Source organism: Enterobacter sp. Acro-832 (assembly GCF_011752745.1).
GTDB lineage: Bacteria > Pseudomonadota > Gammaproteobacteria > Enterobacterales > Enterobacteriaceae > Enterobacter > Enterobacter quasiroggenkampii.
Genome location: NZ_VWWX01000010.1, coordinates 85,447 through 105,041, shown reverse-complemented (window position 1 = coordinate 105,041; position 19,595 = coordinate 85,447). Strand labels below are relative to the sequence as shown.

Annotated in this window: 15 protein-coding genes; 6 read left to right on the top strand and 9 right to left on the bottom strand. The window is 56.8% G+C overall.

The genetic code is table 11. The annotated features are described in order from the left end of the window. Positions 1–278 precede the first annotated feature (278 nt). The 3 genes from argH to argC all read right to left on the bottom strand — a co-directional run bounded on the left by argH (position 279) and on the right by argC (position 3,517). Complete coding sequence (gene argH, locus F3J31_RS22310) at positions 279–1,652, bottom strand: argininosuccinate lyase (protein ID WP_167215597.1); 1,374 nt, start codon at positions 1,650–1,652, stop codon at positions 279–281. Between the two features lie 77 nt (positions 1,653–1,729). After that, positions 1,730–2,506, bottom strand: a complete 777-nt coding sequence (argB, locus tag F3J31_RS22305) for an acetylglutamate kinase (RefSeq protein WP_086374972.1) — start codon at positions 2,504–2,506, stop codon at positions 1,730–1,732. A gap of 6 nt (positions 2,507–2,512) precedes the next feature. After that, positions 2,513–3,517, bottom strand: a complete 1,005-nt coding sequence (argC, locus tag F3J31_RS22300; protein WP_048028410.1) for an N-acetyl-gamma-glutamyl-phosphate reductase — start codon at positions 3,515–3,517, stop codon at positions 2,513–2,515. Positions 3,518–3,605: 88 nt separating this feature from the next. Here argC and argE point away from each other — a divergent pair, with 88 nt between their 5' ends. From argE to F3J31_RS22275, 5 genes are all read left to right on the top strand, one after another. Continuing rightward, positions 3,606–4,757, top strand: coding sequence for an acetylornithine deacetylase (argE, locus tag F3J31_RS22295; RefSeq protein ID WP_167215594.1), 1,152 nt, complete (start codon positions 3,606–3,608; stop codon positions 4,755–4,757). Positions 4,758–5,064: 307 nt separating this feature from the next. Next, positions 5,065–7,716, top strand: a complete 2,652-nt coding sequence (ppc, locus tag F3J31_RS22290) for a phosphoenolpyruvate carboxylase (protein ID WP_008501791.1) — start codon at positions 5,065–5,067, stop codon at positions 7,714–7,716. A 94-nt stretch (positions 7,717–7,810) separates the two neighbouring features. Then, positions 7,811–8,575: an AraC family transcriptional regulator gene (locus F3J31_RS22285; protein ID WP_167215591.1), complete on the top strand. Its 765-nt coding sequence runs from the start codon at positions 7,811–7,813 to the stop codon at positions 8,573–8,575. A 128-nt stretch (positions 8,576–8,703) separates the two neighbouring features. Then, positions 8,704–9,366: a fructose-6-phosphate aldolase gene (gene fsa, locus F3J31_RS22280; RefSeq protein ID WP_167215588.1), complete on the top strand. Its 663-nt coding sequence runs from the start codon at positions 8,704–8,706 to the stop codon at positions 9,364–9,366. Between the two features lie 12 nt (positions 9,367–9,378). Then, entirely contained in the window at positions 9,379–10,482 is a 1,104-nt protein-coding gene (locus F3J31_RS22275) for a glycerol dehydrogenase (RefSeq protein WP_045909123.1), read from the top strand. 91 nt (positions 10,483–10,573) lie between these two features. Here F3J31_RS22275 and katG read toward each other — a convergent pair whose 3' ends face one another. The 4 genes from katG to metB all read right to left on the bottom strand — a co-directional run bounded on the left by katG (position 10,574) and on the right by metB (position 17,676). Next, complete coding sequence (gene katG, locus F3J31_RS22270) at positions 10,574–12,754, bottom strand: catalase/peroxidase HPI (RefSeq protein ID WP_167215585.1); 2,181 nt, start codon at positions 12,752–12,754, stop codon at positions 10,574–10,576. A gap of 209 nt (positions 12,755–12,963) precedes the next feature. Further along, on the bottom strand, positions 12,964–13,854 hold the full coding sequence (gene metF, locus F3J31_RS22265) for a methylenetetrahydrofolate reductase (protein WP_024909186.1): 891 nt from the start codon (positions 13,852–13,854) through the stop codon (positions 12,964–12,966). Between the two features lie 226 nt (positions 13,855–14,080). Next, positions 14,081–16,513, bottom strand: coding sequence for a bifunctional aspartate kinase/homoserine dehydrogenase II (locus tag F3J31_RS22260; protein ID WP_047073650.1), 2,433 nt, complete (start codon positions 16,511–16,513; stop codon positions 14,081–14,083). 2 nt (positions 16,514–16,515) lie between these two features. Continuing rightward, positions 16,516–17,676 carry a cystathionine gamma-synthase gene (metB, locus tag F3J31_RS22255; RefSeq protein ID WP_045909121.1) on the bottom strand — a complete coding sequence of 387 codons (1,161 nt, stop codon included), beginning with the start codon at positions 17,674–17,676 and terminating at the stop codon, positions 16,516–16,518. Positions 17,677–17,952: 276 nt separating this feature from the next. Here metB and metJ point away from each other — a divergent pair, with 276 nt between their 5' ends. Continuing rightward, positions 17,953–18,270, top strand: a complete 318-nt coding sequence (metJ, locus tag F3J31_RS22250) for a met regulon transcriptional regulator MetJ (RefSeq protein ID WP_003862042.1) — start codon at positions 17,953–17,955, stop codon at positions 18,268–18,270. Between the two features lie 41 nt (positions 18,271–18,311). Here the strand turns inward: metJ and F3J31_RS22245 are convergent, their stop codons facing one another. Together F3J31_RS22245 and rpmE are read right to left on the bottom strand one after the other, a co-directional pair. Then, positions 18,312–18,992, bottom strand: coding sequence for an oligogalacturonate-specific porin KdgM family protein (locus tag F3J31_RS22245; protein WP_028015662.1), 681 nt, complete (start codon positions 18,990–18,992; stop codon positions 18,312–18,314). A gap of 312 nt (positions 18,993–19,304) precedes the next feature. Further along, complete coding sequence (gene rpmE / locus F3J31_RS22240) at positions 19,305–19,517, bottom strand: 50S ribosomal protein L31 (protein WP_003862040.1); 213 nt, start codon at positions 19,515–19,517, stop codon at positions 19,305–19,307. Between the last annotated feature and the right edge of the window lie 78 nt (positions 19,518–19,595).

The following is a 19,595-nucleotide window of genomic DNA, read 5'->3' as shown; positions in this document are numbered from 1 at the left end:
CCACGATAGTTCATGGCGATAGATAGCATAGCAACGAACGATTATCCCTATCAAGCATTCTGTTGAATAATACACCACATAGACGAGGCGGCACGTGTTTGACCCTTGACGTCCCCGCACCGTCAGCGAGTTTCTCTCAAAACTCGAACAACTAAAGCCAACGTGAACTTTTGCGGACCCCGTGGTCCGCTTTTTTTTGCGTAAAAAAGCCCAACTCAGGGTTGGGCTGGGGTTTTGTAGGTCGGGTAAGGCGAAGCCGCCACCCGACGTTTCAGGCATCAAATCAGGCGGTTTTTCGCATCCGCAATCGCCTGCGCCACCTGCTTAGGCGACACGCCGCCTTTCGCCGCACGCTTATCCAGGCAGGACTGCAGCGCCAGTATTGGATACACATCATCCCCGATAACCGCGCTGAATTTCTGCAGATCGGCCAGCGCCAGATCTTCCAGCGGTTTACCCTGACGAATGGCTTCCACCACCGCTTCACCGACAATATGGTGCGCTTCACGGAACGGTACGCCCTTCGCCACCAGGTAATCTGCCAGCTCGGTCGCGTTCGCATAGCCCTGCTGCGCCGCTTCCTGACAGCGCGGACGCTTCACCTGAATGCCATCCAGCACCAGCGCGCCCATATGCAGACAGTCCAGCCAGGTGTCGAGCGCGTCGAACAGCCCTTCTTTGTCTTCCTGCATATCTTTGTTGTACGCCAGCGGCAGCCCTTTCAGGGTCATCATCATGCCGGTCAGCGCGCCTTGCACGCGGCCACATTTCCCGCGGATCAGCTCCAGCGCGTCCGGGTTTTTCTTCTGCGGCATCAGGGATGAACCTGAGGTCACGCGGTCGGACAGCTCAACAAAGCCCGCTTCGCCAGAGTTAAAGAAGATCAAGTCTTCGGCAAAGCGCGACAGGTGCACCATACCGATAGACGCGTTAGAGAGCAGTTCCAACACGTGGTCACGATCGGAGACGCTATCCAGGCTGTTGCGGGTAGCAGAGGCAAAGCCCAGCCAGCCTGCCAGCTGTTCACGGTCGATTTCGTATGCGGTACCCGCCAGCGCGCCGCTGCCCAGCGGGCTGACGTCCAGACGCTTCAGGGTATCCTGCAGACGGCTTTCGTCACGCGCCAGCATCTCTACATAGGCCAGACACCAGTGCGCAAAGGTCACCGGCTGCGCGCGCTGCAGGTGGGTATAGCCCGGCATCACCGCGTCCTGATTATTCTGTGCGGTCTCCACCAGCGCGGTCTGCAGCTGACGGTTAGCCGCCAGCAGTTCGCCAACGGTATCCTTACACCACAGCTTCAGATCGGTGGCGACCTGGTCGTTACGGCTCCGGCCGGTATGCAGCTTTTTACCCAGCTGGCCGACCTTGTCGATCAGTTTACCTTCCACCCAGCTGTGAATATCTTCGGCATCGCTCTGCAGAATTTGCTGCGGATCCAGACGCACTTCTTCCAGCAGATTGTTCAGCGCCTCTTCCAGCTGCAGCTGTTCCTCTGGGGTCAGCACGCCCACCGTCACCAGCGCTTTGGACCAGGCCACAGAGCCGACAATATCCTGTTCGGCCAGGCGGTAGTCGAAGCGCAAAGAGTCGTTGAACTGTTTGAACCGCTGATCCGCTGCCTGTGTAAAACGCCCACCCCAAAGTGCCATAACATGCTTCCTTAATATCTTTGAATTTCATTGCCCGGTGGCGCTGCGCTTACCGGGCCTACAAAACATTAAATCGATTACGCTAAAATACGCGTGCCAATCGGCGTGCCATTAAACAGCGCCGGGAGCTGCTCCGCGTGACGCCAGGAGGCGATATCTACCGGGCGACCCAGCGTGCGCGCCGCATCCAGCGCAGCGTTCACTTTGACAATCATGCCGTCGGTGATGATGCCCTGCGCAATCAGCTGCTCGGCTTTCTCTGCCGTCATTTCTGCGATGCGCTGGCCTTTTCCGTCCAGAATGCCGCTCACGTCGGAGAGCAGGATCAGGTCCGCACCCAGCGTTGCCGCCAGTGCGGTTGCCGCCTGGTCAGCGTTAACGTTCATCAGCTCACCCTCTTCGGTCACGCCGATAGAGCTCACCACCGGCAGGAAACCGCCTTCCAGCAGCGTGTTAATCAGCTTAGGCGAACCCGGCTGCGCCAGTCCAACATGACCGAGCGCTTCGTCGAGCTGGGTCACTTTTACGCTGTCGCCATCGCCCAGATAGAGGCCAACGGAGGCAATGTGGTGTTTCTTCGCCCAGGACAGCAGGGTTTTGTTCGCCGTACCCGCCAGCGCACCGGTGATAATGTCAATCTGATCCGCAGGCGTCACGCGCAGGCCGTTTTTCTTGATCACCGGCAGGTTGAGCCCTTTCATCAGCTCATCCACCACGCAGCCGCCGCCGTGCACAATCACCAGTGGACGTTGGTGTGATTCGCGATAGTTCACCAGCGCGGTAAACAGACGCTCCAGCGCTTCTTCGCTGTCCAGCAGTACACCACCGAGTTTGATAATTAATGGGTTCATCATCACACCTTAAATAAGAGCCTGCGTTTCAGGGAAACCGAAACGAATATTTGCACACTGCATTGCCTGTGCGGCAGCGCCTTTCAGTAAGTTATCTTCTGCGGCCACCACGATGAGATGCTCACCCTGAACGGCAAAGCCGATATCGCAGAACGGCAGACCGACCACGTTTTTCAGCGCCGGCACGCCTTTGTCGTACAGACGTACCAGCGGTTTGTCCGCATACGCCTGCGTGAAGACCTCGCTCACCTGCTCTTTGGTCACGCCAGGCTTCAGGCGGCAGGTAATGGTTTCGAGGATCCCACGCGGGAAGCTGCCCAGGTGCGGGGTGAAAATGACGTCCGCGCCCAGATGCGTTGTGATCTCAGGGTGATGACGGTGATTAAACACGCCATACGGCTGAAGGCTCACTTCGCAGAAGCTGTTAGAGATCGCCGCCTTGCGCCCTGCACCGCTCACGCCGCTGGTGGCGTTGATCACCGGCCACTGGTTCAGATCCAGCAGACCCGCGTCGATCAGCGGCTTCAGGGCAAGCTGCGCCGCCGTCGGGTAGCAGCCCGGAACGGCAATCAGATCCGCTTCTTTCAGTTTATCTGCGCTCCACTCCGCCAGGCCGTACACCGCTTTTTCAAGCAGATCAGGGTGCTGATGAGTGAAACCGTAATATTTTTCGTAGAACGCGCCGTCGTTAACGCGGAACGCGCCGGAGAGGTCGAAGACCACGCAGCCAGCCGCCAGGAACTGCGGCGCCAGGTCGTGGCTGACCTCGTGCGCGGTGGCTAAAAACACCACGTCGACGCCGTCAGTAAACTCGCTGATGTCAGACATGGGCTGCAGCGGCAGATCGACCAGGCCCTTAAGCTGCGGATGCAAATCGGAAATTAACTTTCCTGCATCATTGCTTTGCGCTGACACGGTCAAAGCGGTTATGGTCATATGTGGATGGCGATTCACGTAGCTTACAAGCTCTGCGCCCGCATAACCGCTAGCGCCTACAATCAGCGTATTCAACATCGGGTTCCTTTATGCTCAACGTTAATGTATTTTTATTCACATTTATTGCATGAATATTGATACTATCACGACCTAAGGTGTGTCAACAATGAAAATGAACTTACCGCCATTTATCGAGATCTACCGCGCCCTGATTGCCACACCGTCCATCAGCGCAACGGAAGAAGCGCTGGATCAGAGCAATGAGTCTTTAATCAATCTGCTGGCGGGTTGGTTTAGCGATCTTGGGTTTAACGTTGAGGTTCAGCCCGTCCCCGGCACTCGCCACAAATTTAACCTGCTCGCCAGTACCGGAATCGGTGCGGGCGGCCTGCTGCTGGCCGGTCATACCGACACCGTGCCGTTCGACGATGGCCGCTGGACGCGCGATCCGTTCACCCTGACCGAGCACGACAACAAGCTCTACGGTCTGGGCACCGCCGACATGAAAGGCTTCTTCGCCTTTATCCTCGACGCGCTGCGTGACGTGGACGTGACGAAGCTGAAAAAACCGCTCTACATTCTGGCGACCGCTGATGAAGAGACCAGCATGGCGGGCGCGCGCTACTTCTCTGAAAACACGGCGATTCGCCCGGATTGCGCGATCATCGGCGAGCCGACGTCTCTGCAGCCGATTCGCGCGCATAAAGGCCATATCTCTACCGCCGTGCGCGTGCTCGGCCAGTCCGGCCACTCCAGCGATCCGGCGCGCGGCGTGAACGCCATTGAGCTGATGCATGACGCCATCGGCCGCATCATGGCCCTGCGCGACGATCTGAAGGCTCGCTATCACTACGACGCGTTCACCGTGCCGTACCCGACGCTGAACCTCGGCAGCCTGCACGGCGGCGATGCCTCCAATCGCATCTGCGCCTGCTGCGAACTGCACATGGATATTCGCCCGCTGCCGGGCATGACCCTGAGCGATCTCGACGGCCTGCTGAATGAGGCGCTGGCCCCGGTGAGCGAACGCTGGCCGGGTCGCCTGACGGTCTCCGAACTGCATCCGCCCATCCCGGGTTACGAATGCCCGCCGGACCATCAACTGGTCGATGTGGTAGAAAAGCTGCTCGGCCAGAAAACCGACGTGGTGAACTACTGCACCGAAGCGCCGTTTATTCAGACGCTTTGCCCGACGCTGGTTCTTGGCCCAGGCTCCATCAACCAGGCGCACCAGCCGGATGAATATCTGGAAACCCGCTTTATCAAACCCACCCGCGAACTGATTACCCAGGTTGTGCATCACTTCTGCTGGCATTAAAAACTGCCCCTCACCCTAACCCTCTCCCCAAAGGGGAGAGGGTATTTGAACACCCTCTCCCCTTTGGGGAGAGGGCAGGGTGAGGGGAGTAAATCCCGCGATCTTCGTCACATTTCCATAAGCATCTCTTATCTGACGCAATGCGAATTAAATTTCGTAAATTGCCCACATTTATTCGTTTGCTGAACCGTTTTCGCAGCAATTGACGACGGGGGTTTTACGTGGCTTTATAAAGGGAGATGACAAAATAATGTCCAAAAGATTTTCACATGGGCATAAACAAAAATGATGGGGTGACTGGGTTTTTATGAACGAACAATATTCCGCGTTGCGTAGTAATGTCAGTATGCTCGGCAAAGTGCTTGGAGATACCATCAAAGATGCGTTGGGGGAAAACATCCTCGACCGCGTTGAAACCATCCGCAAGCTGTCTAAATCTTCCCGTGCCGGTAACGAGGCCAGTCGTCAGGAGCTGCTCACCACCTTGCAGAACCTCTCTAACGATGAGCTGCTGCCCGTTGCGCGCGCCTTCAGCCAGTTCCTGAACCTGGCCAACACCGCTGAGCAATACCACAGCATTTCGCCAAACGGCGAAGCGGCCAGCAACCCGGAAGTCATTGCCCGCACCCTTCGTAAACTGAAAGACCAGCCCGACCTCAACGAAGCCACCATCAAAAAAGCGGTGGAGTCGCTTTCGCTGGAGCTGGTACTGACCGCTCACCCAACCGAGATCACCCGTCGCACCCTGATCCACAAAATGGTGGAAGTGAACAACTGCCTGAAGCAGCTGGATAACAAAGACATAGCCGACTATGAACGCAACCAGCTGATGCGCCGTCTGCGCCAGCTGATTGCCCAGTCCTGGCACACCGATGAAATTCGTAAGCATCGCCCAAGCCCGGTCGACGAAGCCAAATGGGGCTTTGCGGTGGTGGAAAACAGCCTGTGGGAAGGGGTACCAAACTACCTGCGCGAGCTGAACGAACAGCTGGAAGCGAACCTGGGCTACCGTCTGCCGGTTGATTTCGTGCCGGTTCGCTTCACCTCCTGGATGGGCGGCGACCGCGACGGTAACCCGAACGTTACCGCGGAAATCACCCGCCACGTCCTGCTGCTGAGCCGCTGGAAAGCGACCGACCTGTTCCTGAAAGACATTCAGGTGCTGATCTCCGAGCTATCGATGGTTGAAGCGACGCCGGAACTGCGCGCGCTGGCCGGTGAAGAAGGCGCCAGCGAGCCGTACCGTTTCCTGATGAAAAAGCTGCGTGGTCAGCTGATGGCCACTCAGGCCTGGCTGGAAGCGCGCCTGAAAGGCCAGCGCCTGCCAAAACCAGAAGGCCTGCTCAGCCAGAACGAACAGCTCTGGGAGCCGCTGTACGCCTGTTATAAATCGCTACAGGCCTGCGGGATGGGCATCATCGCCAACGGTGAACTGCTCGACACCCTGCGTCGCGTGAAGTGTTTCGGCGTGCCGCTGGTGCGTATCGACGTGCGTCAGGAAAGTACCCGTCATACCGAAGCGCTGGGCGAGCTGACCCGCTATCTCGGCATCGGTGACTATGAAAGCTGGTCCGAAGCCGACAAGCAGGCGTTCCTGATCCGCGAGCTGAACTCCAAGCGCCCTCTGCTGCCGCGCAACTGGGAGCCAAGCAACGATACCCGCGAAGTGCTCAACACCTGTAAAGCGATCGTGGACGCACCGAAAGGATCGGTCGCCGCCTATGTGATCTCCATGGCGAAAACCCCATCCGACGTGCTGGGCGTTCACCTCCTGCTGAAAGAAGCGGGAATCGACTACGCCCTGCCGGTCGCCCCGCTGTTTGAAACTCTCGACGACCTGAACAACGCCAACGACGTGATGAGCCAGCTGCTGAACATCGACTGGTATCGCGGCTTTATTCAGGGCAAGCAGATGGTCATGATCGGCTATTCCGACTCCGCGAAAGATGCGGGCGTGATGGCGGCATCCTGGGCGCAGTATCAGGCGCAGGATGCACTGATCAAAACCTGCGAAAAAGCCGGTATCGAGCTGACCCTGTTCCACGGACGCGGTGGCTCAATTGGCCGTGGCGGCGCGCCAGCACACGCGGCACTGCTGTCGCAGCCGCCGGGAAGCCTGAAAGGCGGCCTGCGCGTGACCGAGCAGGGTGAGATGATCCGCTTCAAGTACGGCCTGCCGGAAGTGACCATCAGCAGCCTGTCGCTTTATACCAGCGCGATCCTGGAAGCCAACCTGCTGCCACCACCGGAGCCGAAAGCCTCCTGGTGCCACATCATGGACGAGCTGTCGGCTATCTCCTGCGATCTGTACCGCGGCTACGTACGTGAAAACAAAGATTTCGTGCCTTACTTCCGTTCAGCCACGCCTGAACAGGAACTGGGTAAACTGCCGCTGGGCTCACGTCCTGCAAAACGTCGCCCGACCGGCGGCGTAGAGTCTCTGCGTGCAATCCCGTGGATCTTTGCCTGGACGCAGAACCGTCTGATGCTGCCCGCCTGGCTGGGTGCCGGTGCCGCACTGCAAAAAGTGGTGGAAGACGGTAAACAGAGCGAGCTGGAGACCATGTGTCGCGACTGGCCGTTCTTCTCTACCCGTCTGGGAATGCTGGAGATGGTCTTCTCGAAAGCTGACCTCTGGCTGGCGGAATACTACGATCAGCGCCTGGTGAAGCCAGAGCTGTGGGCGCTGGGTAAAGAGCTGCGCGAACTGCTGGAAGGCGACATCAAAGTGGTGCTGGATATCGCCAACGACTCACACCTGATGGCGGACCTGCCGTGGATTGCCGAGTCTATCCAGCTGCGTAACATCTACACCGACCCGCTGAACGTCCTGCAGGCAGAGCTGCTGCACCGTTCGCGTCTGGCGGAAGAAGAAGGGAAAGAGCCAGATCCACGCGTTGAACAGGCGCTGATGGTGACGATTGCGGGCGTTGCGGCAGGTATGCGTAACACCGGCTAATGCTTTACGCCCGGCGGCGCTGCGCTTGCACAGGCCTACGATAAGTAGGCCGGGTAAGCGTTAGCGCCACCTGGCAAATTTCGGTAGTCACCTTATGCATTCCGATATCACCCAGATTTTGACTGACCTGGTGAACCGCACGTTACCGCTGGGTCAGATTCGTTTCTCAGCGCTGGCTGAACAGCATCCCCGAACCTCTCCCTGCCTCGGAATTACCCTTGGCACTCCCTGTGAGGCGTTTTTTTCTTTTTTTGGACAAATCACGCATCCTGCGCCTCACGTCCTGAGCATACATTTCGGTAAGCAGCAGCTTACAATCGAGCTACAGCGTGACAATGTGCTCTTACAACAACTCCAGGTTGCCCGACGTGGCCCGCGAACGGGGGCTTTTCTTCTGCAAACGCTCACCGAATTACAGATGCAGCCTGAGGAACAAGACACAGCAAAGCTGGTAGTTTTAAGCCTGCTCAGCCACTGCCGGGATCTGCTTGGAAGCGAAATTCACACCGACAGCCGCAGCCGGGCGCTGTTCGAAGCCGTTCGGAGCTATATCGAAGAAAATTATGCCTCTTTGTTAACTCGCGAATCCGTGGCACAGGCGTTCTACATCTCACCAAACTACCTTTCCCATCTATTCCAGAAAGTCGGCAGCGTCGGATTCAATGAATATTTAACAAAAACGCGCCTGGAACATGCGCGTCAGCTGCTGAAAGGCTACGATCTCAAAATTAAAGATATCGCCACACGCTGCGGATTTACGGACAGCAACTACTTTTGCCGTCTCTTTCGCAAGCACACCGAACGTTCCCCTTCCGAATATCGACGCCAGTACCACAGCCAGCTGATCGCCAAAAAGTAGCATTGTGATCGCTCTCTCACTTCGCTAAGGACATTACATTTGTCCAGTATTTGGCAAAATTGACCTGTATTCGCCGCGCCTGGGTGCGCCGTATCCTTTATTCAACCTTTCTGACTTAAGGAAAAATAATGGAACTGTACCTGGATACCGCCAACGTGGCGGAAGTAGAACGCCTGGCGCGCATCTTTCCCATCGTGGGCGTCACCACCAACCCGAGCATCATTGCCGCCAGCCGTGAATCCATCTGGGACGTGCTGCCGCGCCTGCAACAAGCCATCGGGCCGGAAGGCACGCTGTTTGCTCAAACCATGAGCCGCGATGCCGAAGGCATGGTGGCAGAAGCCAAACGTCTGAGTAACGCCATTCCGGGCATTGTGGTGAAAATCCCGGTGACGGCTCAGGGGCTTATCGCAATTAAAGCGTTGAAAAAAGAGGGGATAACCACACTGGGCACCGCCGTTTACAGCGCGGCGCAGGGCCTGCTCGCCGCACTCGCAGGGGCGAAATATGTCGCGCCGTATGTAAACCGCGTCGACGCGCAGGGCGGTGACGGCATTCGCATGGTTCAGGAACTGCAGTCCCTGCTGGAACTGCACGCGCCGGAAAGCAAGGTGCTGGTCGCCAGCTTCAAAACGCCGCGTCAGGCGCTGGACTGCCTGTTGGCAGGATGTGAAGCAATCACGCTTCCCTTAGACGTAGCGCAACACATGCTCGGCACACCGGCGGTAGAGTCAGCCATAGAGAAGTTCGAGCAGGACTGGAAAAACGCGTTTGGTAACCTCAACCTCTAAGGGAGAACTGTTATGGACCGTATCATTCAATCGCCGGGGAAATATATCCAGGGCGCTGACGTACTGACCCGTCTCGGCGACTATCTGAAACCGCTGGCCAACCGCTGGCTGGTCGTCGGCGATAAATTTGTGCTGGGTTTTGCCGAAGAAACCCTACGACAAAGTTTTAAAAAAGCTGAACTGCATGCCGAAATCGCGCCGTTTGGCGGCGAGTGTTCACAAAATGAAATCGATCGGCTGAAAAGACTGGCCGATAGCGCCGACTGCCTGGCGGTGCTGGGTATTGGGGGCGGGAAAACGCTGGATACCGCCAAAGCGCTGGCCCACTTTATGAACGTGCCGGTCGCCATTGCGCCGACTATTGCCTCCACCGACGCGCCGTGCAGCGCCCTTTCCGTTATTTACACCGACAGCGGCGAGTTCGATCGCTACCTGATGCTGCCGCACAACCCGAACATGGTCATTGTGGATACGAAAGTGGTAGCAGGTGCGCCTGCACGTCTGCTGGCCGCCGGGATTGGCGACGCGCTGGCGACCTGGTTTGAAGCACGCGCCTGCTCGCGCAGCGGTGCGACCACCATGGCCGGGGGTAAATGCACCCAGGCGGCACTGGCGCTCGCGGAGCTGTGCTACAACACGCTGGTTGAAGAGGGTGAAAAAGCGATGCTGGCGGCGGAGCAGCATGTGGTGACGCCTGCGCTGGAACGCATTATCGAAGCCAACACCTATCTCAGCGGCGTCGGCTTTGAAAGCGGCGGGCTGGCGGCGGCACACGCTATTCATAACGGTATGACGGCAGTGCCGGACGCGCATCACTTCTATCATGGGGAGAAAGTGGCGTTTGGTACCCTGACGCAGCTGGTGCTGGAAAATGCGCCGGTAGAAGAAATTGAAACCGTCGCGGCGCTTTGCCACAGCGTTGGGCTGCCAATCACGCTGGCACAGCTGAACATCAAAGAGGATATTCCGGCCAAAATGCGTCTGATTGCCGAAGCGTCCTGTGCGGAAGGAGAAACCATCCACAACATGCCCGGCGGCGTCACGCCGGATCAGGTCTATGCGGCACTGCTGGTGGCCGACCAGTATGGACAGCGATTCCTGCAGGAGTGGGAGTAATAAAAAAGCCGGGTGGCGCTGCGCTTACCCGGCCTACATGGCACTTTAATTTCCAGGCCGGGTAAGGCGTAGCCGCCACCCGGCACAAAGGTTACTTCACGTCAAACCGATCCAGATCCATGACCTTCGCCCATGCGGCAACGAAGTCGCGAACGAACTTCTCATGCGCATCATCGCTGGCGTAAACCTCTGCCAGCGCACGCAGGACGGCGTTAGAACCGAAGACCAGATCGGCGCGGGTGGCGGTATATTTCACCTCACCGCTGGCGCGATCGCTTCCGGCAAACAGCTCATTGGATTCGTCGGTCGCCTTCCACTGGGTGTTCATATCCAGCAGATTCACGAAGAAATCAGTGCTCAGCACGCCCTCACGGTTGGTGAACACGCCGTTCTTGCTGCCATCAAAGTTGGCACCCAGCACGCGCAGACCACCAATCAGCACCGTCAGCTCCGGCGCGGTCAGCGTCAGCTGTTGGGCTTTATCAATCAGCAGTGACTCCGTGGTGGACACATCCACCTGCGCACGGTAGTTGCGGAAGCCATCGGCAATCGGTTCGAGCAGGTTAAACATCTCGATATCCGTCTGATCCTGACGCGCATCCACACGGCCCGGCGTGAACGGCACGGTGACGTACACGCCCGCCGCTTTTGCGGCCTGCTCAACGCCTACCACGCCCGCCAGCACGATGATATCGGCCAGAGAGGCTTTGTTGGTGGTACGCTGGATAGCTTCGAGCGCCGGTAACGCGCGAACCGCCGCGGCGTTCACATCCCAGTCACGCTGAGGCGCCAGCGCCAGACGCGCGCCGTTGGCACCGCCACGTTTATCGCCGCCGCGGAAGGTCGATGCCGACGCCCAGGCCACAGAAACCAGCTCGCTGACGGACAGACCGGACGCCGCAATTTCCGCCTTCAGGCTTTCAATGTCTTCTTTGGTCGGATTGAATACCGCCTGCGGCAGCGGGTCCTGCCAAATCAGATCTTCTTTCGGCACTTCCGGGCCAAGGTAACGCGATTTTGGCCCCATATCACGGTGGGTCAGTTTGAACCACGCGCGCGCGAAGGCTTCGTTGAAGGCCTGCGGGTCGTTCAGGAAACGGCGGGAAATCTTTTCGAATTCCGGGTCAAAACGCAGCGTCAGGTCGGTGACCAGCATGGTCGGCTTGCGTTTTTTCGACGGGTCGAACGGATCGGGCATGATTTCCGGCGCATCAACGGCTTCAAACTGAATCGCCCCTGCCGGGCTGCGGGTCTGCACCCATTCGTATTTGAACAGGTTCTCGAAGAAGTAGTTGCTCCACTGCGTCGGGGTTTGTGACCAGATGACTTCCAGACCGGAGGTAATAGCATCAGCGCCCACGCCCGTGCCGTGCGTGCTGGCCCAGCCCAAGCCCTGCGCTTCAATTGGTGAGGCTTCCGGGTCAGTACCCACGTGGGTGGCTTCACCCGCGCCGTGAGTCTTGCCGAGGGTGTGACCGCCAGCAATCAGCGCCACGGTCTCTTCATCGTTCATGCCCATGTTGCCGAAGGTCGCGCGAATCGCTGCCGCCGCTGACAGTGGTTCACCGCTGGCGTTTGGCCCTTCCGGGTTCACGTAGATCAGGCCCATTTCGGTGGCGGCCAGAGGACGCTTCGCCAGCGCTTCCGGATCGCGGTGGGTCAGCCAGGCTTTTTCATCACCCCAGTTCACGTCCAGATCCGGTTCCCAGACGTCTTCACGCCCGGCACCGAAACCAAAGGTGCGGAAGCCCGAATTCTCCAGCGCCACGTTACCCGCGAGGATAAACAGGTCAGCCCAGGAGATTTTTTGTCCGTATTTTTTCTTGATGGGCCACAGCAGACGGCGCGCTTTATCCAGGCTCACGTTATCCGGCCAGGAGTTCAGCGGCGCAAAGCGCTGTTGACCGCGTCCAGCCCCGCCGCGCCCGTCAACGGAGCGATAGGTACCCGCGCCGTGCCACGCCATGCGGATAAACAGGCCCGCGTAGCTGCCCCAGTCGGCTGGCCACCACGGCTGAGAGTCGGTTAAGAGTGCTTTAAGGTCGCCTTTAAGGGCAGAGTAATCAAGTTTGCTGAATTCTTTGCGGTAGTCGAAGTCTTCACCCAGCGGGTTCGAACGATTGGAATGTTGGTTAAGAAGATCGATGCGGAGTTGTTTTGGCCACCAGTCGCGGCTGCCTGTACCTGCGCCCGCGCTGTGATCGACGCCGCCCTGATGGAACGGGCATTTGCCGACTGATGCCGCTTTATTGGTCTCGTCTGACGTGCTCATCGCTATGCTCCCTTTTACAGTGTTACCGTTACGATATACGCCCTTGTTGATAAGGTATAGTTGAGATAACCCACAGATTCGATAGTTAAATCCGTTTAATTTCCCATGGAAAATACATGAGTTTTGTACGTCAAAGGCAGCATTGCTGATATGGCAGGAAAATAAAACCCTTATAAATCAAAAAACCCTCCGAAGAGGGCTCTTTTTTGTTACACGCCTGGTCTAACGCCGAGCGTGTGGCATATGGCGTAACTCATCTCAGCACGGTTCAGCGTGTAGAAGTGGAAATCCTTCACCCCTTCACGACTTAAGATCTTCACCATGTCCATCGCGATGTTTGCGCCCACCAGCTTGCGTGTTTCCGGGTCATCGTCCAGCCCCTCGTACATTTTAGACATCCAGAGCGGAATACGCACATTGGTCATATCAGCAAATTTCTTCGCCTGCTTGAAGTTAGAGACCGGCAGAATACCCGGGATAATTTCAACGTCGATGCCCGCGGAAACGCAGCGGTCACGGAAGCGCAGATAGCTTTCGACATCAAAGAAGAACTGGGTAATGGCGCGGTTCGCGCCGGCATCCACCTTACGCTTGAGGTTAAGCAGATCCGCCTGGGCGCTTTTCGCTTCCGGATGAACCTCAGGATAGGCGGCAACGGAGATATCAAAGTCAGCCACGCCCTTCAACAGCCCGACCAGATCGGCGGCATACATGTCCGGCTTACCGCTGCCCGGCGGCAGATCGCCGCGCAGCGCAACAATATGCCGAATGCCGTTATTCCAGTAATCCTGGGCGATGGCACGCAGCTCGTCGCGGGTGGCGTCGATACAGGTGAGATGCGGCGCCGCTTCCAGACCGGTACGATCTTTGATGCCTTTAATGATGCTGTGGGTACGGTCACGCTCGCCGGAGTTCGCACCGTAGGTCACGGAGACAAACTTCGGTTTCAGGCTGCTGAGACGATCGATAGAACTCCACAGGGTTTGCTCCATTTCACTGGTGCGCGGCGGGAAAAATTCAAAAGAGACGTTAATCTGGCCGTTTACTTCGGCCAGGCTCTGGTTCAGTGCTTCCCGCTGGTTGGCGTGAAAAAAGCTCATACCCTACCCCTATCAATCGCGTGTCATTGTCTGTTGTGTTGTGAACTTCTATACGTTTAGACGTCCAGATGTAAAAATGACGGAAAAGCGGAGGGACGTCAATAGAAATAATCAACAATAACGGTGAGGTTTGCTCAGGGAAGATGAGGGAAATTCATGATAGGGGTGAGTGCATCAGACCGCACTCACCCTAACCCTCTCCCACAGGGAGAGGGAAATTGAGTTTTTACAGCAGCTTAGCCAGACGGTTGATGTCGGACTGGATGGCCCCGGCAGTAACGTCGCGCCCGGCGCCCGGGCCGCGGATCACCAGCGGGTTATCGCGGTACCAGCGGCTTTCGATGGCGAAGACGTTATCGCACGGCAGCAGCGCCGCCAGCGGATGTTCAGGGCGCACCGCCTCGACACCGACTCGCGCTTTTCCGTTGGCCTCAAAACGTGCCACGTAGCGCAGCACCAGCCCCATCTCGTTTGCGGCTTCCAGACGCTGCACCATCTGCTCGTTAAGCTCTTCCCCATTTTCAAAGAAATGGTCCACAGAACCTTCTTCACAGCCGGCAGGCACCAGCGACTCGACGCGGACGGAATCCGGTTCGATGTCATAACCCGCTTCACGCGCCAGGATCACCAGCTTGCGCATCACGTCTTTACCGGAGAGGTCAACGCGCGGATCGGGTTCCGTTAAGCCCTGCTGCCACGCCTGATCCACCAGGTCGGTGAACGGTACGGTGCCGTCAAACTGCAGGAACAGCCAGGAGAGCGTACCGGAGAAGATACCGCTCAGCGCCAGAATGCTGTCACCGCTTTCAATCAGGTCGCGCACGGTGTGGTTTACCGGCAGGCCCGCACCCACGGTGGCGTTATACAGCCAGTGACGGCCGGTTTTTTCAAACGCGTCGTGGATCTGGCGGTATTTGTCGGTGCTGCTCGCCCCCGCCAGCTTGTTGGCGCTGATGACGTGGAAACCGTGGCTGGCGAAATCAAGATACTGATCGGCAAGCTGTTCGCTGGCGGTAACGTCCAGCACCACCAGATCGTCATACGGGTGTGCACGCATCCACAGGAACAGCGACTCTTCATCCTGCTCGACGGCTTCATCATTAAAGAAGGCAAGCGCGCGGCTGGCATCCAGCCCTTCGTAGTTCAGCAGGCTGCGGCGGCTGTCCACCACGCCTGCGAGAATGAATTCGAACCCGGTACGCGCCGAAAGCGTGACCTGTTCGCGGGCAAACAGCTCCAGCCAGCGGGAACCGATGTTGCCTTTACCAAACAGCACCAGGCCGATGCGTTTTTCCGCGCGGAACAGGGAGGTATGCAGACCCTGAATCAGGCTTTCGGTTGGCCCTTTGCGCAGAACGGCAACCAGGCTAATACCCTCTTCCGACTGCCAGGTGAACTCCACCGGCTGGCCTTTCAGCTGCTGCCAGAAGCGGTGGCAGTGCAGCGGGTTACGGGTGACGCCCGCGCCCACCATCGCCACCAGCGCCAGCCCCTGACGCAGGCGAAGCTCGCCCGGCAGACCGGCTTCATCCAGAATTTTCAGGGCGCTGTCCGCCACTTCTGCGGTATAGCAGAACTGCAGCAGCTGGCGGTCATTGTGAACACCCACGGCCAGCGGACGCACCTGGGCGCGTTTCAGGATCGTGTCGATCTCTTTATGCGCCAGTTTGAAGTCCTGGCCCGCAGGCACCTGGAACTCAATCAGGCAGATGTCGTCGTGGCTGGTGACAATACGCGCCCCGGTGCCGGACGCCAATACGCGTTCAATACGGGTAGAGCCTTGATCCGGGGTATAGCTGCAGCGCAGCTGGAGGTCGATATCGCTGCCGGAAACCGGCTGCAGCGTGCGCGCGTGCAGCACCGGCGCGGCCAGACGCGCCAGCTCGCTGGCTTCATCCAGGCGCAGCAGCGGCAGCAGGCAGGCATCTTTTACTTTGCGCGGGTCCGCGCTGTAAACACCGGCCACGTCGCTCCAGATGGTGACGCGGGACACGCCCGCCAGCGCACCGATTTGCGTTGCCGAGTAGTCGGAGCCGTTACGGCCCAGCAGCACGGTTTCACCCGCGTTGCTGCGGCTGATAAAGCCGGTAACCACAATGCGTTTGCCCGGATGCTGCACCAGCAGCTGTTGCAGCAGCGGGTAGGACAGGCCTTCATCCACCTGTGGCTGCGCGGCGCGTTCGGCGCGCAGGAAATCACGCGCGTCGAGCCAGGCGGCATCCACGCCAAGGTGTTGCAGAACCGCAGCCATCAGGCGTGCGGACCACACTTCACCGTGCCCCACCACTTCGGCATACACCGCATCGGTAATGCCGCTATCCAGCAGGGCGGCCAGACGCTCAAGGTCATGCGTGAAGGCGCTGATCAGCCCGTCCGCTACGTCCGCAGGCAGCAAGCCAGCAATCAGCTCGCTCTGGTAACGACGTAAGGACTGTTGCACCTGATGCGCAGAAAGGCGATCGGTCTGGCTCAGTTTCAGCCAGCTAATCAACTGGTTGGTGGTGCTGCCCGCCGCCGAGACAACCATCATGTCACCCGGCTGTGAATATTCCGTCATGATCCCTGCGACACGCAGGTAACATTTCACATCAGCAAGACTACTACCACCAAACTTGTGCAGTTGACGACCCTTCGCCCCTGCCTGCGCTATCACACTCATGATTACCCCTTGGCTGCGATCCGGAAGCCATTTTCCAGATCGGCAATTAAATCTTCAGAATCTTCAATACCGGTTGAGATCCGCAGCAGCGTCTCAGAAATACCGGCGGCGGCACGTGCTTCGGGTGCCATTCCTGCGTGCGTCATGGTCGCGGCGTGGGAGATCAAGCTTTCAACCCCACCTAAGGATTCCGCCAGCGTAAACAATGACAGCCCGCTCAGGAAGCGACGCAGCGTTTGCTCGTCACCGTCCAGTTCAAAACTTAACATCGCGCCAAACCCTTTCTGCTGGCGCGCGGCAATCTCGTGCCCCTGATTTTCCGGCAGCGACGGGTGATACAGCTTCTTCACCAGCGGCTGGGTTTTCAGGAAGTCGACAATCGCCTGAGCATTGCGCTGCGCCACGTCCATGCGCGGCGACAGCGTGCGGATACCGCGCAACAGCAGGTAGCTGTCGAAGGCGCCTGCGGTGACGCCAATATTATTGGCCCACCATGCCAGTTCGGTGACAACATCCGGATCTTTGGCAATCACCACGCCTGCTACCACGTCAGAATGGCCGTTCAGATATTTAGTGCATGAATGCAATACCAGATCGGCACCCAGTGCGAGTGGGTTCTGAAGGGCCGGACTGAGGAACGTATTATCCACTACACTTATCGCTCCCGCATCCCTTGCAAGCTGACAAATTTTCGCAATATCGACAACGCGCAACAATGGATTGCTTGGACTTTCTACCAGAACCAGCTTCGGTTTCTCTGCCAGCGCCTGTTTCAACGCCTGTTCGTCGTTTTGATCGACAAACAATACGCGATAGCAGCCGCGTTTCGCCAGGCTATCAAACAGGCGATAGCTGCCGCCGTAGCAATCGTGCGGCGCAACCAGCAGGTCGCCTGGTTTCAGGAACACGGTGGTCACCAGGTGAATGGCGGACATCCCCGTGTTGGTTAACACAGCACCTGCGCCACCTTCCAGTTCGGCCAGCGCACGCTGGGTCACGTCACGCGTAGGGTTGCCACGACGCGAGTAATCATGCGCGCGGGGTTCATTAAATCCGGTGAAGTTGTAAGTACTGGAAAGATGAATGGGCGGGACAACGCAGCCGTACTGCTCGTCATCATTTAATCCGCTACGCACTGCGATAGTGGCCTGTTTACGCGTCATGGTGAGGGCTTCCTGGCGAATGAGGTGAAAAGTCAGGCACCAGAGTAAACACTGAAAGTATGGACGTCAATACATCTGGACATCTAAACTTCTTTGCGTATAGATTGAGCAATGCGCAAATAGCCGTTAAAATTATATGCTTTAGTGCACGCTGCAGCGGCAATATCCGTGCCACGGTATCGTCTCTACGGTAAACTAGGCAAGATTGCGGTTCAAAACGGGTGGTTACCGGTTTTGCACCTTTAAATAAATGACTGAGAGGATTAAAGGTATCTCATGGCTGAATGGAGCGGCGAATATATCAGCCCATACGCTGAGCACGGTAAGAAGAGTGAGCAAGTAAAGAAAATTACGGTTTCCATTCCTCTGAAGGTGTTGAAGATCCTCACCGATGAACGTACGCGTCGTCAGGTGAATAACCTGCGCCACGCAACCAACAGCGAACTGCTGTGCGAAGCGTTTCTGCATGCGTTTACCGGTCAACCGTTGCCGAACGATGACGATCTGCGCAAAGAGCGTAGTGACGAAATCCCGGAAGAGGCGAAAGTAATCATGCGTGAACTGGGTATTGACCCGGAGACGTGGGAATACTAACTGCGGTGTGATCCCGCTGAGGTGACTCAGCGGGATAGTTTTTAGAAGTTGTAGCCTAAACCCACGCGCAGACGCGTCTGGCGATCGTCGCTGGTGGCGGTGTTATAGCCGGAAGAGACATTGCCCACCTCGATAAACGGGATCCACGAGTCGATGTTATACGCCACGCGGAAGTTATATTCGTAATCTTCTTTTTTATTGTTATACAGGTCTTCGTTATCGGCGAATTTATAAATGCCGTTTAACTCGAACATCCAGCTATCAATATTATAACCCAGCCACACTTCCGGACGATAAACCATACGGTCATCTTTACCGTCAGCATTACGGCGAGTGTACTCCGTACGATAACGAAACGCCGTCCACCAGCTGTCATTAATATTATACTGTACGCGCAGATAAGGCTTATAGATGGCCATGTCATCACCCATTTCAACGGCGACGCCCGGCTGCCATATAAAACCTTGCCAGGTAAATTGATAGCTTGCGGTATATTCGTTGCTGTTACTTTCCATATTATTAAGCGCGTCGTTAGACTGCTTGTTATCGGAGCGCGATACCGCCTCAACCGCTACGCCAAAGCCGGTGCCAAAGCGGTGTGACATGTATACACGGTCATAGTTACGCCCATCGTCGTAATACTCGTGTCGGTAATCCACATATCCCGCCTGCGCCGCGCACGATATTAACGGAAGCACAAATAAGACTTGCTTCAATTTCATAACAGTTCCCTCGAAGTAAATGCGCCCTGAAAGCCACCTTGTCGTAATGGCTAATAAGAATGTATGACGGGCGAAGTGTAATTTTACGAAACGAGAGAAACCTTTTAATTTTTGACACACTCATTAAAAGGTGGCAAAGAATTAAAGAAATGAGAGATGCAGTTCACTATCCGTTAAAGAATACATCAGACAAATATTTTAATACAATGATGCGTAATTAATTATTTTAGATAAAAATATCCAGGTGTGATTTATTCAGAAGGGATATAACAGGCACAAAAAAACCGCCCGTAGGCGGTTTTTTCTGGATGCTTATTTAGCGCCCGGGATGCTGAAACGCTTGTTGAAGCGGTCAACACGGCCACCGGTTGCAACATCACGCTGCTTACCAGTGTAGAACGGGTGGCATTTGCCGCACACGTCCAGGTTCAGATCGTGACCCACGGTAGAGCGGATCTGGATAGAGTTACCGCAAGAACAGTTTGCAGTAATCATTTCGTATTTCGGGTGAATATCTTTTTTCATGGGAGAACCTCAGTTAAGGCCGCGTCGCTCTTCCAGCCCTAACGCCAGACACCACGCGATGTTGATTGTAAGTTCTTT

Coding starts and splice junctions, on each gene's coding strand:
- metF (WP_024909186.1), bottom strand. CDS start 13,854: ATGAGCTTTTTTCACGCCAACCAGCGGGAAGCACTGAACCAGAGCCTG.
- katG (WP_167215585.1), bottom strand. CDS start 12,754: ATGAGCACGTCAGACGAGACCAATAAAGCGGCATCAGTCGGCAAATGC.
- rpmE (WP_003862040.1), bottom strand. CDS start 19,517: ATGAAAAAAGATATTCACCCGAAATACGAAATGATTACTGCAAACTGT.
- F3J31_RS22245 (WP_028015662.1), bottom strand. CDS start 18,992: ATGAAATTGAAGCAAGTCTTATTTGTGCTTCCGTTAATATCGTGCGCG.
- fsa (WP_167215588.1), top strand. CDS start 8,704: ATGGAACTGTACCTGGATACCGCCAACGTGGCGGAAGTAGAACGCCTG.
- argC (WP_048028410.1), bottom strand. CDS start 3,517: ATGTTGAATACGCTGATTGTAGGCGCTAGCGGTTATGCGGGCGCAGAG.
- F3J31_RS22275 (WP_045909123.1), top strand. CDS start 9,379: ATGGACCGTATCATTCAATCGCCGGGGAAATATATCCAGGGCGCTGAC.
- F3J31_RS22285 (WP_167215591.1), top strand. CDS start 7,811: ATGCATTCCGATATCACCCAGATTTTGACTGACCTGGTGAACCGCACG.
- metB (WP_045909121.1), bottom strand. CDS start 17,676: ATGACGCGTAAACAGGCCACTATCGCAGTGCGTAGCGGATTAAATGAT.
- metJ (WP_003862042.1), top strand. CDS start 17,953: ATGGCTGAATGGAGCGGCGAATATATCAGCCCATACGCTGAGCACGGT.
- F3J31_RS22260 (WP_047073650.1), bottom strand. CDS start 16,513: ATGAGTGTGATAGCGCAGGCAGGGGCGAAGGGTCGTCAACTGCACAAG.
- ppc (WP_008501791.1), top strand. CDS start 5,065: ATGAACGAACAATATTCCGCGTTGCGTAGTAATGTCAGTATGCTCGGC.
- argE (WP_167215594.1), top strand. CDS start 3,606: ATGAAAATGAACTTACCGCCATTTATCGAGATCTACCGCGCCCTGATT.
- argH (WP_167215597.1), bottom strand. CDS start 1,652: ATGGCACTTTGGGGTGGGCGTTTTACACAGGCAGCGGATCAGCGGTTC.
- argB (WP_086374972.1), bottom strand. CDS start 2,506: ATGATGAACCCATTAATTATCAAACTCGGTGGTGTACTGCTGGACAGC.